12 protein-coding genes and 1 pseudogene are annotated in these 13,877 nt (G+C 52.5%); 5 read left to right on the top strand and 8 right to left on the bottom strand.

Annotated features, from left to right (window positions below; all coding sequences use genetic code 11):
* Positions 1-352 precede the first annotated feature (352 nt).
* Together galR and EOS97_RS04350 are read left to right on the top strand one after the other, a co-directional pair.
* Entirely contained in the window at positions 353-1,381 is a 1,029-nt protein-coding gene (galR, locus tag EOS97_RS04345; RefSeq protein ID WP_000201030.1) for an HTH-type transcriptional regulator GalR, read from the top strand.
* 10 nt (positions 1,382-1,391) lie between these two features.
* Positions 1,392-2,414, top strand: coding sequence for a LacI family DNA-binding transcriptional regulator (locus EOS97_RS04350; protein ID WP_000968353.1), 1,023 nt, complete (start codon positions 1,392-1,394; stop codon positions 2,412-2,414).
* 9 nt (positions 2,415-2,423) lie between these two features.
* Here EOS97_RS04350 and lysA read toward each other — a convergent pair whose 3' ends face one another.
* Complete coding sequence (gene lysA / locus EOS97_RS04355) at positions 2,424-3,686, bottom strand: diaminopimelate decarboxylase (RefSeq protein ID WP_000056580.1); 1,263 nt, start codon at positions 3,684-3,686, stop codon at positions 2,424-2,426.
* A 117-nt stretch (positions 3,687-3,803) separates the two neighbouring features.
* On the opposite strand from lysA, the gene EOS97_RS04360 reads away from it, so the two are divergent.
* A complete protein-coding gene (locus EOS97_RS04360) occupies positions 3,804-4,739 on the top strand; it encodes a LysR family transcriptional regulator (RefSeq protein ID WP_000741798.1) in 936 nt (311 codons plus the stop codon).
* Here the strand turns inward: EOS97_RS04360 and EOS97_RS04365 are convergent.
* The 6 genes and pseudogenes from EOS97_RS04365 to EOS97_RS04395 all read right to left on the bottom strand — a co-directional run bounded on the left by EOS97_RS04365 (position 4,711) and on the right by EOS97_RS04395 (position 11,551).
* A complete protein-coding gene (locus EOS97_RS04365) occupies positions 4,711-5,418 on the bottom strand; it encodes an aspartate/glutamate racemase (protein WP_127836124.1) in 708 nt (235 codons plus the stop codon). The two genes, EOS97_RS04360 and EOS97_RS04365, sit on opposite strands and share 29 nt — an antisense overlap.
* A gap of 112 nt (positions 5,419-5,530) precedes the next feature.
* A complete protein-coding gene (araE, locus tag EOS97_RS04370; protein WP_000253646.1) occupies positions 5,531-6,949 on the bottom strand; it encodes an arabinose-proton symporter AraE in 1,419 nt (472 codons plus the stop codon).
* Between the two features lie 353 nt (positions 6,950-7,302).
* Positions 7,303-8,064: a 2-dehydro-3-deoxy-D-gluconate 5-dehydrogenase KduD gene (gene kduD, locus EOS97_RS04375; protein ID WP_000602496.1), complete on the bottom strand. Its 762-nt coding sequence runs from the start codon at positions 8,062-8,064 to the stop codon at positions 7,303-7,305.
* Positions 8,065-8,120: 56 nt separating this feature from the next.
* A pseudogene (kduI, locus tag EOS97_RS04380) lies at positions 8,121-8,957 on the bottom strand (5-dehydro-4-deoxy-D-glucuronate isomerase).
* A gap of 429 nt (positions 8,958-9,386) precedes the next feature.
* Entirely contained in the window at positions 9,387-10,565 is a 1,179-nt protein-coding gene (locus tag EOS97_RS04390; RefSeq protein ID WP_000665977.1) for an acetyl-CoA C-acetyltransferase, read from the bottom strand.
* Between the two features lie 122 nt (positions 10,566-10,687).
* Positions 10,688-11,551 (bottom strand): LysR family transcriptional regulator, encoded by an 864-nt coding sequence (locus EOS97_RS04395; RefSeq protein WP_001270770.1) that lies wholly within the window; start codon positions 11,549-11,551, stop codon positions 10,688-10,690.
* Between the two features lie 103 nt (positions 11,552-11,654).
* Here EOS97_RS04395 and EOS97_RS04400 point away from each other — a divergent pair, with 103 nt between their 5' ends.
* Positions 11,655-12,110: a multidrug/biocide efflux PACE transporter gene (locus EOS97_RS04400; protein ID WP_001519547.1), complete on the top strand. Its 456-nt coding sequence runs from the start codon at positions 11,655-11,657 to the stop codon at positions 12,108-12,110.
* 141 nt (positions 12,111-12,251) lie between these two features.
* Positions 12,252-13,481: an amino acid permease gene (locus tag EOS97_RS04405; protein WP_000036825.1), complete on the top strand. Its 1,230-nt coding sequence runs from the start codon at positions 12,252-12,254 to the stop codon at positions 13,479-13,481.
* 30 nt (positions 13,482-13,511) lie between these two features.
* Here EOS97_RS04405 and rcnR read toward each other — a convergent pair whose 3' ends face one another.
* Positions 13,512-13,784 (bottom strand): Ni(II)/Co(II)-binding transcriptional repressor RcnR, encoded by a 273-nt coding sequence (gene rcnR / locus EOS97_RS04410; protein WP_000019953.1) that lies wholly within the window; start codon positions 13,782-13,784, stop codon positions 13,512-13,514.
* Positions 13,785-13,877 lie beyond the last annotated feature (93 nt).

A 13,877-nucleotide genomic window follows, 5' to 3' on the forward strand; every position in this document is an offset into this window, starting at 1 on the left:
ATGCAACGAGTTGTGTAAATTATCCGTTACTGTTACAGGTTCAGGCGAAACAAAAAAAAACCTGCGCATCTCTACGCAGGTTGGTGTAATTCGTGTGATCAACAATGACGTTGATTCCACCTATCAATACCTCTGGGATCACCACTCTATCAACCTCACTCGCTGGCCTGCCAGCAGACAATCGCAACAGCGCTTCGCAAACTGTAACGAAAGATTTGTATTGTCACTTTACAGACGCATTTCTCCCGTGCAGGTCACATTTGCCCGACACGGCGGGGCAAGAGGCTTGAACAGACGTTCATTTTCCGTAAAACTGGCGTAATGTAAGCGTTTACCCACTATAGGTATTATCATGGCGACCATAAAAGATGTAGCCCGACTGGCCGGTGTTTCAGTCGCCACCGTTTCTCGCGTTATTAACGATTCGCCAAAAGCCAGCGAAGCGTCCCGGCTGGCGGTGACCAGCGCAATGGAGTCCCTGAGCTATCACCCTAACGCCAACGCGCGCGCGCTGGCACAGCAGGCAACGGAAACCCTCGGTCTGGTGGTCGGCGACGTTTCTGATCCTTTTTTCGGCGCGATGGTGAAAGCCGTTGAACAGGTGGCGTATCACACCGGCAATTTTTTACTGATTGGCAACGGGTATCATAACGAACAAAAAGAGCGTCAGGCTATTGAACAGTTGATTCGTCATCGTTGCGCAGCGTTAGTGGTACACGCCAAAATGATTCCGGATGCGGACCTGGCCTCATTAATGAAGCAAATCCCCGGCATGGTGCTGATTAACCGCATTTTACCGGGGTTAGAACATCGCTGTGTCGCGCTGGACGACCGTTACGGGGCATGGCTGGCGACCCGGCATCTGATCCAGCAAGGTCATACGCGTATTGGGTATATCTGTTCCAATCACACTATCTCTGATGCCGAAGATCGCCTGAGGGGCTATTACGATGCGCTGGCGGAAAGCCATATCCCGGCTAACGATCGGCTGGTGACGTTCGGCGAACCGGATGAAAGCGGCGGCGAGCAGGCGATGACTGAGTTATTAGGTCGCGGCAGAAATTTTACCGCAGTGGCCTGCTATAACGACTCGATGGCGGCCGGCGCGATGGGAGTATTAAATGATAATGGCGTGGGGGTGCCGGGCGAAGTATCGCTCATCGGTTTTGATGATGTACTGGTCTCACGCTATGTGCGTCCCCGACTGACCACCATTCGGTATCCGATCGTCACCATGGCGACACAGGCGGCGGAACTGGCGTTAGCGCTGGCAGGGAAATGCCCTACGCCGGAAGTGACCCATGTATTTAGTCCGACACTGGTACGCCGACATTCGGTATCCACACCGACGGATACCGGGCACCTGTCGACAACCGATTAATCAGGGTAGCATGATGGCGACAATGCTGGATGTTTCCCGCCATGCGGGCGTATCAAAGGCCACCGTCTCACGAGTGCTGAATGGGACGGGGCAGGTAAAAGAAAGTACGCGCCAGAAAGTGTTTACGGCGATGCAGGCTCTGGGCTATCGCCCCAACCTGCTGGCACGCTCGCTGGCGAATCGCACCAGCAACAGCATCGGTCTGGTCGTCTCTACGTTTGACGGCTTCTATTTTGGCAGTTTGTTGCGCCGGGCGTCGCGCCAGGCGGAGTTTCATAACAAGCAGTTGATCGTCACCGATGGTCACGATACGCCGGAACGAGAGCAGAAAGCCGTACAAATGTTGGCCGACAGACAGTGCGACGCTATTATTCTTTACACTCGCTATATGGATGAGCCGGCGATTTTGTCGTTGATTGACGCCACGGAAATGCCGCTGGTGATTATTAATCGCAACGTCACTCAGGCCCGCGATCGCGCTATTTTCTTCGAGCAGGAGACGGCGGCATTCCAGGCGGTGGAATATCTGATTACGCAGGGCCATCGCGATATCGCCTGTATTACGCTGCCTGTTCATACTCCCACCGGCACATCACGCGTAGCGGGTTATCGCAAGGCGCTGGAAAAATATGGCATCCCCTGGCAACCGGCAAAAGTGAAATACGGCGATTACACGCTGACGCGCGGCTATGACGCCTGCCGGGAATTGCTGGAAGAAGGCGTCACGTTTAGCGCGCTATTCGCCTGTAATGATGACACGGCGCTGGGCGCGGCAAAAGCGCTGCGCCAGGCCGGATTACGCATCCCGCAGGATGTGTCGCTGTTTGGTTTTGACGATGCGCCGGGCGCAACCTGGCTTGAACCGGGGCTTTCAACAGTCTATTTACCCATCGAGGATATGATAGCCACCGCGATCGATCAGGCCGTTCGTCTGGCGAACAGCGAGCCGGTCGCCCCGATCCCACCCTTTACCGGCACGCTGATTCTGCGCGAGTCCGTCGCCGCAGGCCCGTTTTTTCAACGTCCGGCCTAATGATGAGCTTCAGAGCATCTCCAGCGCTAACAGCTCTTCAATGGTCTGACGACGGCGGATCAGCCGCGCCTGTCCATTGTCAAACAGTACTTCCGGCAGGAGCGGGCGGCTGTTGTAATTCGATGACATAGACGCGCCGTACGCGCCGGTATCGTGCAATACGAGGTAATCGCCGGGGATGACCGCAGGTAAGGCGCGTGTTTCAACCATTCCCCCTTCCTGCTGCGTAAAAACATCGCCTGATTCGCATAGCGGCCCGGCGACCACCGTCTCGACCCACGGGCCATTTTCAAGCGCGCGACCATCCGCCGCCAGCGCCGAAATACGGTGATAGCTACCGTACATCGCCGGGCGCATCAGATCGTTAAAACCCGCATCTACCAGCACGAAATGGCGGCTTCCCATCTGTTTTACGCTACGCACCTGCGTTACCAGCACACCCGATTGCGCCACCAGAAAACGTCCGGGTTCGATCTCAAGTTTGACCGCATGTCCCAGATGGCGGGCGATTTGCTCGCGCGCCGCGTTCCACAGGCCATAGTAATGGCGCGTATCAACGGGCTCTTCTCCCTCACGATAAGGTATCGAGAGTCCGCCGCCTGCCGAAATCGCCTCCACATCCTGACCACATTCCAGCACCTGGCGTACCATCGCGCCGCAAACCTGCTCCAGATGGCCATAATCGACGCCGGAACCAATGTGCATATGGATACCGACAAGTTTCAGTCGGTATTTCTGCATTATCGCCAACGCCGCCGGAAGATCGCTATGCCAGATGCCGTGTTTGCTGTTTTCGCCCCCGGTGTTGGTTTTCTGGCTGTGGCCGTGACCAAAGCCAGGATTCACGCGCAACCAGACGCGATGCCCAGGCGAAACCTGACCAAGCTGCGTCAGCATATCTACCGAGCCGGCATTGACCGGAATATGCAGTTCGCTGACGCGCGCCAGCGTGGCGGCGTCAATCACATCGGCGGTAAAAACGATATCATCAGGGCACGTTTGCGGATCGTAGCCCGCCGCCAGCGCACGTTCGATCTCTCCCAATGAAACAGAATCCACCTTTACGCCCTGCGCGCGCATTAAGCGCAGGATATGAATGTTCGAACAGGCTTTTTGCGCAAAACGCACGACGTCAAACTGCTGCAGGGCGGCTATCTGACGGCGAATAATGTGCGCGTCATAGACCCAGACCGGACAGCCGAATTCAGCAGGCAATCTGAGCAAATTTTCAGCGTTAAGGTCAGTTTCAGCGTGATAATGCGGCAATGACATAACAAACTCCGGAACAGGCTTTTTAACGATTACGCCATACCTTAGAAAGAATAAAAAATATCGTTTTATTGTCAGCCTATGCAAAAATGATATGGGATAAATGATTCAGGGAAACGTATGGCTGCCGTAAATTTACGTCACATTGAAATTTTTCATGCCGTAATGACCGCCGGAAATCTCACCGAAGCGGCGCGGCTGCTGCATACCTCGCAGCCTACCGTCAGTCGCGAGCTGGCGCGTTTTGAGAAAGTGCTGGGATTAACGCTGTTTGAGCGCACACGCGGGCGCTTACATCCGACGGTGCAAGGGCTACGCCTGTTCGAAGAGGTACAACGCTCCTGGTATGGGTTGGATCGCATCGTCAGCGCGGCGGAAAGTCTGCGCGAGTTCCGTCAGGGCGAACTCTCTATCGCCTGCCTGCCGGTCTTTTCACAATCCTTTTTGCCGCCGCTACTACCGCCTTTTCTGGCGCGTTATCCGGATGTCAGCCTGAATATTGTGCCGCAGGAGTCGCCGTTGCTGGAAGAGTGGCTCTCCGCTCAGCGCCACGATTTAGGGCTGACGGAGACGCTTCATGCCCCGGCAGGAACAACCCGTACCGAGTTACTAACGCTAAATGAAGTGTGCGTACTGCCCTGCGACCATCCGCTTGCCGCCAAAACGGTACTGACGCCAGACGATTTTCAGGGGGAAAACTTTATCAGCCTCTCCCGCCTGGACAGCTATCGACAGTTGTTGGATACGTTATTTGCCGAACATCAGGTGAAGCGCAGAATGGTGGTGGAAACGCATAGCGCGGCCTCCGTCTGCGCGATGGTGCGCGCCGGGGCGGGCGTTTCGATCGTTAACCCGCTGACCGCGCTGGACTATGCCGCCAGCGGCGTCACCGTTCGCCGCTTCAGCATTGACGTGCCCTTTACCGTCAGCCTGATTCGCCCGCTACACCGCCCCGCCTCCGCGCTGGTTGACGCCTTCAGTAAGCATTTACAAACGCACCTTTCGCGCCTGGTCGAACCGCTGGAGGTTATTCTGGGGCCGATGACGAAAGCATAAAGCTCACTGCATCTGCGGCATGAATTGCCGTAGTATCGAAAACCGGTAGCGCGCTTTGCGTCTGGGGAACAAGCAAACCTATTTCAGTGCAGCCAAAAATAACGCCCTGCGCGCCTTGCGCAGCCAGTTGTTCGATAACCTGTAAATAATAGTGGCGCGACGCGTCGGTGAATGTCCCCTGACAGAGCTCGTCAAAAATGACCTGATTGATACGCGCCCGATCGTCCGCCTCCGGCACGATGGTCTCAATCGCAAATTGCTGTTCCAGCCGCCCGCGATAAAAATCCTGCGCCATCGTATAGCGGGTCCCTAATAGCGCCACGCGATACAACCCCTGACGGGCGATAGCTCGCCCGGTAGCATCCGCGATGTGTAGGAAAGGCAGAGAACAACGAGATTCAATAACGTGCGCGATTTTATGCATGGTGTTGGTACACAGCACAATGCCTTCTGCGCCCGCCTGCTGTAACCCCTGGGCGGCCTGCGCCAGGATATCGCCCGCTTTATCCCACTCGCCGCGGCGTTGACATACTTCAATATCGTGGAAATCTACGCTATGCAGCAGTAAGCTCGCCGAGTGCAGGCCTCCCAGCTGCTGTTTAATGCCTTCATTGATTAAACGGTAATAAGGGATAGTCGATTCCCAGCTCATACCACCCAACAGTCCGATCGTTTTCACTGCGCTCTCCTTTTTGTAAAGCATTATGGCAGTGAAGCAAACTTACACATCCGTTTCCAGTCTATTTTTCATCATGCCGGATAACAGGCGTTATCCGGCATGGGAGGGGGGATTACACGCCAATATTTCTTAGCTTCTCGCCCGCCATTAGCTTGCGTTCGATATGCTCCAGGGTGACATTTTTGGTTTCCGGAATCAGCCAGAAGGTGATGCCGATAAAAGCGATATTCAGCGCGGTGTAAAGCCAGAATGTACCTGCCGCGCCAATGCTGTCCAACAGTGTCAGGAATGTCGCGCCGATGATCATGTTCGATACCCAGTTTGTCGTGGTTGAACAGGTAATGCCAAAATCACGGCATTTCAGCGGCTGGATTTCCGAACACAGTATCCACACCACCGGAGCGGCGCTCATCGCGTAACCGGCGATACACATCATCGTCATCCCAACGGAAAGCCAGGAGAGACCGCTTGATGCCGTACCGTTATCAAACTGCATCAGGCAGTAGCCCAACACCAATGTCCCTAACGCCATTACGCTGAAACCGATTTTTAACGCCGGTTTACGCCCGGCCTTATCGACCGTAAAGACGGCGATAAACGTCGCGAACATAAAGGTCAGTCCGACCACCAGCGTAGCGATCATTTGCTGTTCCGTGGTGGTAAAGCCGGCCATTTTAAAAATGCGCGGCGCATAGTACATAATGATGTTCATGCCGGTGAACTGCTGCATTGCCTGTAGCAACATACCGAGGAACACGGCGCGGCGAACATTGCGGTTAGCTTTAAATAATGCCCACCCGCCCTGCTTGAGTTTGAGGCTTTCCCGAATCTCATTCAGTTCATCACGGGCTTTTTCCGAGGTATCGCGCAGCATACGCAGCACCTCTTCCGCTTCAATATGGCGACCTTTTTGCGCCAGCCAGCGCGGACTATTCGGCAGGAATATCACCAGAATAATGAGCAACACCGCAGGCAGCGCCAGCACGCCCAACATCGCGCGCCAGTTGCCGCTGTAGCTGAATGCCGTATCGGATAAAAAAGCCAGCACAATGCCTAACGTCACCATCAGTTGATACATACTGATCATTTTGCCGCGAACATTTTCACTTGCCATTTCAGAGAGATAAAGCGGCGCGGTATAGGAGGCAATCCCTACTGCTACGCCCAGTATCACGCGGGCGCCAATCAATACTTCCACGCTGGAAGCAAACGCCGACCCCAGCGAGCCGAGCACGAACAAAATCGCGCCGGCCATCAGGCTATACTTACGCCCCAGCCGGAATGAAAGCCAGCCGTTAAATAATGCGCCAATTGCCGCGCCAAGCATCATGCTGCTGACGACCCATTCCTGCAGCCGGCTGGTCAGTACGAAATGGTCGGTAATAAAAGGCAGCGCCCCGGCGATAACGCCGATATCCAGACCAAATAACAGTCCCGCTACCGCTGCAGAAACCGAAACAAACATATTCATACGTCGTGTGTCGCGAAGCGAACGCGGCGTTAAAGCAGAGTCATGATTAATAGAGACCATATTTTCCTGCCACAACAGAGTAAGACATAGCCTGAAAGTACGGGATACTCTTCCTCAAGTGTCAGGCTGGAAACGGCATAAATATGGATTAAATGGCTACGCTATAGCGATATGTGATGGATATTACACTTTTTAAATTTAACGCCGTTGCCGGGTATTTTTTTAAACCACCAATATTTCAATGAATTAAACCATTGATCATGGCTATTATTTAACAATATATGGATTAAGTTAAACCCACAATATGGACTATGCTAATGAGATCATAAAAAAACCCTGTACGAGGACAGGGCTTTATCAGTTTTTTCGGCCAAAGCGTCGATTTTCCCAGAAACGCATTTGTCAGTAGCGGATTAACGCGCCAGCCAACCGCCATCTACCGCTATGGTATAGCCGTTAATATAATCAGCGGCGCTGGATGCCAGGAAGACTACCGGCCCCATTAAATCGCCCGGTAGCCCCCAACGTCCAGCCGGAATACGGTCGAGAATTTCGGCGCTACGTTGTGCATCAGCGCGCAATTGTTGGGTATTATTCGTGGACATATAGCCCGGCGCGATGGCGTTCACATTGATATTGTGTTTCGCCCACTCGTTCGCCATCAGACGCGTTATTCCCATTACGCCGCTTTTCGACGCGGTATAAGACGGAACGCGAATACCGCCCTGGAAGGAAAGCATAGACGCGATATTAATAATTTTGCCGCCGTTGCCCTGGGCAATAAAATGTTTTGCCGCCGCCTGAGACATAAAGAACACGCTCTTGATGTTCAGGTTCATGACGTCATCCCAGTCTTTTTCCGTGAAATCAATCGCATCTTCACGACGGATCAAACCCGCGTTATTCACCAGAATATCAATATGACCGTATTCCGTCACCGCCCGTTCCAGTAGCGCCGGAATGCCATCGATTTGACGCAGATCGGCTGTCAGGCTTAAAAAACGACGTCCCAGAGCGGTGACGCGCGCAATAGTTTCCGTCGGTTCAACAATGTTAATACCGACAATGTCACAGCCCGCTTCCGCCAGCCCTAACGCCATCCCCTGCCCCAATCCGGTATCGCACCCCGTCACAACCGCGACTTTACCTTCAAGAGAAAATGCATTCAAAATCATTGTTAATCCTTATTTTTGTCATGCCTGTCACGCACAGGCGTTATCACCAGTCGCGACTAGCGCAGATCTTGTACCGCAACGTGATCCATGTCATCGAAGACCTGATTTTCTCCCACCATGCCCCAAATAAACGTATAGGCTTTGGTGCCAACGCCAGAATGTATTGACCAGCTTGGGGAAATAACCGCCTGTTCATTACGCATCACAATATGACGGGTTTCCTGAGGCTGCCCCATCATATGGAAAACGCAACTGTCCTCTTCCATATTGAAATAGAGGTACACTTCCATACGGCGCTCATGGGTATGGCATGGCATGGTGTTCCATAGATTGCCGGGCGCCAGTTCGGTGAGTCCCATACTGAGCTGACAGGTTTCCAGTACATCCGGTACGAAGTATTTATTGATGGTGCGACGGTTACTGGTGAGGTTATCGCCTAAGGTGACGGGCGCAACGTCGGCAGGCGACACTTTTTTCGTCGGATAAGCGGTATGCGCTGGCGCGCTGTTGTAATAAAACTTCGCCGGTCTGCTCGCCTCATTGCTGACGAAGACCAGCTCTTTCGCCCCTTTACCAATATACAGAGCATCACGATGACCAATATCATGGCGCTGCCCGTCAACGATAATGGCGCCCGCGCCGCCAATATTAATGACGCCCAGCTCGCGGCGGTCCAGTAACCGGGAAACGCCAAGCTATTTACCCACCTCTCCGCCGATTTCAACAGAATGGCTGACGGGCATAATGCCGCCGACAATAATACGGTCGATATGGCTGTAGACCATCGTATATTCATCAGCGACAAAAATATTTTCTATTAAAAACTCGCGTCGCAGCGCCTGGGTGTCCAGCGTTTTAGCGTGCTCGCTATGGATGCTTTGCCTTACGTCCACTTTTCCCTCCAATGATAAATCGATCGCAATGGCATAAAATCAAAACACTGTTTTGATTTATTTAACGGCATCATAGTCGCCTGGATGAAGGTTTTCAATAATAAATAAAACAACGTTTCATTTATATGGTTGGTTATTTTTAAAACTGCTGTAGCGATCACGAACGGCGCTAAAACTTACGCACTTGTCTGATTTTCAGACATGTGCGCCAGATGCTGTATGCGGTTACTCAGATAAAAATTGGGGCTTGTTTTGGAACGGGGTCTGATGTGCGAATTGAATTAAAAGCGGTATGCGTCTGCAATGCCCGACGCGGCAAGACGTTCTGCGCTATAACGAAAAAGGGGGTTCTGTCACTGGCTTTGCCCTCGTGATAGAGGGCTTTTTATAACGGAATACTGAAGCAGGAAAAGGATGGCTGGCGCAGGATCAGTCGCGTTCAATGGTTAAAGCAACGCCCTGGCCGCCACCGATACACAGCGTCGCCAGACCTTTTCGCGCGTCGCGTTTAACCATTTCGTGCACCAGTGAAACCAGAATTCGACAACCGGAAGCGCCAATGGGATGCCCCAGCGCAATCGCGCCGCCATTAACGTTTACCCGTCGCTCATCCCATTCCAGCATTTTTCCTACCGACAACGCCTGGGCGGCAAACGCTTCGTTGGCTTCGATAAGGTCGACCTCCGTCAGTTGCCAGCCGGCACGCTCCAGACAGCGCCGGGTAGCATATACCGGCGCAATCCCCATTAGCGCAGGATCGACGCCGACGCTGGCAAACGCGCGGATGCGCGCCAGCACCGGCAGCCCCAGCGCCTGGGCTTTCGCCTCGCTCATCATCATCACCGCGGCGGCGCCATCGTTGATTGAGGAGGCATTACCCGCCGTCACCGAACCTAAACTATCAAACGCCGGATGCAGCAGGGCTAACCCCTCCGCACTGGCGTCGGCCCGCGGTTGTTCATCCGTATCGACAATTGCGGTCTGCCCATTACGTTGCGTGACGATGGGGACAATCTCATCTTTAAAACGTCCGGTATCAATCGCGGCCCTGGCTTTTTGCTGCGAACTGAGCGCATAAGCATCCTGTAACTCGCGGCTGATGCCATATTCCCGCGCCAGGTTTTCTGCCGTCACGCCAATGTGATAATCGTTGAAGGCATCCCATAAGCCATCATGTACCAGACTATCCACCAGATTGTCGGCATCAGGCAACGCGCCACTACGGCTGTCATTGAGGACATGCGGCGCACGGCTCATATTCTCCTGCCCGCCCGCAATAACAATGTCCGCTTCGCCGCACTGAATAGCCTGCGTCGCCAGGTGCAACGCTTTTAAACCGGAACCACAAACGTCATTAATGGTAATGGCGGAAACGGTAGTCGGCAGCCCTCCTTTGATGGCTGACTGGCGCGCCGGATTCTGCCCGGCGCCAGCCGTCAGCACCTGACCGAGGATGACCTCATCGATAGCGTTAGCGTCCACGCCGGTGCGCTCAATTAACGCTTTTACGACCATGCTCCCCAGCTCGACGGCGGAATGACGGGCCAGCGTTCCCTGAAAACAGCCGATGGGTGTCCGTAAAGCCCCCACTATCACAACCTCTTTCATTACCACCTCAGCGCAAAATGACACCGCCATAGTAGAGCATTGTTAAAATTAGTTATCTTGATTGTTTAAAAAAAGTGAGTTTTATCACAAAGGAAATGACGCTGATTTGACGGTGACGCAGCTTATTTCTGCTGCAAATGGTAGCGAAGCCAGTTCCCTGCCGTTCCGGGCGGCGTCTTCTTGTTCCACAGCAAATCAATAGCAATCGCCCTCGGCCAGCCAGGAACTTCCAGCTGCGCCAGCGGTTTTTCCGCCGCAAACTCTTCCACCAGCGCGCAGGGCAATACGCACCAGCCAAATCCCTGAACCGCCATGCTCAACAGTAATAAATAGTTTGGCGCTGACCAGGCCGGGCCGCGCGTAATGTTGGCGTTAGAGTCAAGGTAGGTATTCAGACGCAGCTCGCGCCAGGTATGCAGTTGCTCCCATTGCAGGTTCGTCTGCGACGCCAACGGATGCGTGGTCGCCACATAAACCCCCATCCAGCTTTGAACAGGCAGACGCGTCGCGCCAATGTCTGTGGGATAGTCATCACGCGCTTCAATCAGGCCTATCTGGGCGCGCCCTTTTTGCAGCAGGTCGATGACATCATCATTTTCTCCGATCAAGCATTCAAACTCGGTATGCGGGAATTGACGATCAAACTGCGCCATTAACTCTTCCAGACTGTCAGGGTGCAGGGTATCAGAGAGGACGAACGTGAGTCTTGCCTCCGTCTCGCCGGATAACGTCAGCGCCACCTCATCCAGACGATCGCTCGCAGATAAAATAGCCTGAACATAGCTAAGCACCCGTTTTCCTTCTTCGGTCAGAACGGGCTGGCGCGATGATCGATCAAATAATGAAAATCCCAGATCCGCCTCCAGATGCGCAATGGCGGTACTAATGGTGGACTGGCTTTTACGCAGGCGGCGCGCCGCCGCAGAAAACGAACCGCAAGAGACGGTCTCAACAAATGCCATTAACGCTTCAGGTGAGTAACGCATAACCTATCTACTTTATCGATGGATATTATCTTTTAGGTATCACATTAAACGATAAAATAGCGGAAATTTCTTTAGTTTGATTAAGAGTAAGGTTTTTTCGTTTATGCAACATGACGCCATACAACGTCGCTCGCTGCCGGAGCGTATTTTCCATGCTGTCTGTTTTGAAGGTATTGCAACTGCGATACTGGCGCCAACGACCGCCTGGCTAATGCAGCGCTCGGTGCTGGAGATGGGCGGCCTGACGATATTGCTGGCAACGACGGCCATGATCTGGAATATCATTTATAACGCTCTGTTTGATCGACTGTGGCCTGCGCATCAGGTGAGACGAACCGCCAAAGTGCGCGCACTCCATGCGTTAGGATTTGAAAGTGGGTTTATTGTCATTGGCGTGAGTATTGTCGCCTGGGTACTAAATGTCAGCCTGCTACAAGCATTCACCCTGGAAATTGGTTTCTTCCTGTTCTTTTTGCCGTACACGATGCTGTACAACTGGGCATACGATGTTTTACGCCAGCGAATAGTGACCCGCCGCCAACAGCGCGTTAGTGCATGATATTGCTCTTTTTTGCCGGGATCGCAACGCTCCTGGCCATCCTCCTCCACGACATCCATCTGCTTAAAACGCCCCCAACTGACGCTATTTATGGTAAATTGCGCTTCTTTTTGTGTGTTTTATAGTTGATAAATTCAAATAATGTCTAAAATTTGGTCAAAAGATGAGACTCTCTGGAGTTTTGCATTATACGGAACGGCTGTAGGCGCAGGCACTCTTTTCCTTCCCATCCAGTTGGGATCGGCAGGCGCAATCGTGCTATTTATTACCGCGCTGGTCGCCTGGCCTCTAACATACTGGCCGCATAAGGCGCTGTGTCAGTTTATTCTTTCCTCAAAGACTTCTGCCGGTGAGGGAATTACTGGCGCCGTTACTCATTATTACGGCAAGAAAATCGGCAATATTATTACCACGCTTTATTTCATTGCGTTTTTTGTCGTGGTATTAATTTATGCTGTGGCGATTACCAATTCCCTGACAGAGCAATTAGCGAAGCATATTCAGATAGATATTCGCATCCGGATGGCAGTTAGCTTCGGCGTAGTACTTATCCTGAATATGATTTTCTTAATGGGAAGACATGCCACTCTTCGCGTAATGGGCTTTTTAGTCTTTCCACTTATCGCTTACTTCTTGTTCCTTTCGCTCTACTTAACCGGAAGCTGGCAACCCTCGTTACTGACCGGGCAGATGTCATTGGATAGTCACACGTTGCATCAGGTATGGATTTCTATTCCGGTGATGGTTTTTGCTTTTAGCCATACGCCCATTATTTCGACGTTTGCCATCGACAGACGGGAAAATTTTGGCGATCAGGCCATGGATAAATGCAAAAAGATCATGAAGGTCGCCTACCTGATTATCTGCCTGAGCGTGCTGTTCTTTGTCTTTAGCTGCCTGCTCTCCATTCCGCCGTCATACATTGAAGACGCGCGCAACGAAGGCGTTACCATCCTTTCCGCGCTCTCGATGATGCCCAATGCGCCGGCCTGGCTCTCTATTTCCGGTATTATCGTTGCCGTCGTGGCCATGTCGAAATCTTTCCTCGGCACCTATTTCGGCGTCATTGAGGGCGCAACCGAAATGGTAAGAACCACCCTACAGCAGGTTGGCGTGAAAAAAAGCCGGGCGTTCAATCGCGCGCTGTCTATCATGCTGGTTTCCGGGATTACGTTTATTATTTGCTGTATTAACCCGAATGCCATCTCTATGATTTATGCCATTAGCGGCCCGCTCATTGCGATGATCCTGTTTATTATGCCCACGCTGTCAACGTACCTGATACCGGCATTGAAACCCTACCGTTCAGTAGGTAATTTCATTACGTTGGTCGTCGGTTTACTTTGCGTATCGGTGATGTTTTTCGGCTAAAGTAAAAGATAGCCGGGATATAACTCCCGGCTATTTTATATAAGAATCCAGCACCTTTAATATTACGTCCAGATCTTCTTCACGTCTGGCTTCATCACTCTGATGAACGATATGCTCGGTCAGATGCCCTTTAATCACCTCACGCATTAAGCCATTTACCGCGCCGCGAATCGCCGCGATCTGTTGTAACACGGCCGCGCATTCATGCGGTTCATCCAGCATTTTTTTTAGCGCTATCACCTGTCCCTGAATCTTGCTGGTTCTGGCTTTAAGCTTTTGTTTGTCCCGGATGGTATGTGACATTGCAACACCTCACTAACATTAACGAATACAAATTATAGCATTACGATGCTACTGGGGGGTAGTATTCCATACTGGGGGGAGTAGAATGACGCC

Origin of the sequence: Salmonella sp. SSDFZ54, from assembly GCF_004010735.1 — a bacterium.
In the GTDB taxonomy this organism is placed as follows: domain Bacteria; phylum Pseudomonadota; class Gammaproteobacteria; order Enterobacterales; family Enterobacteriaceae; genus Salmonella; species Salmonella enterica.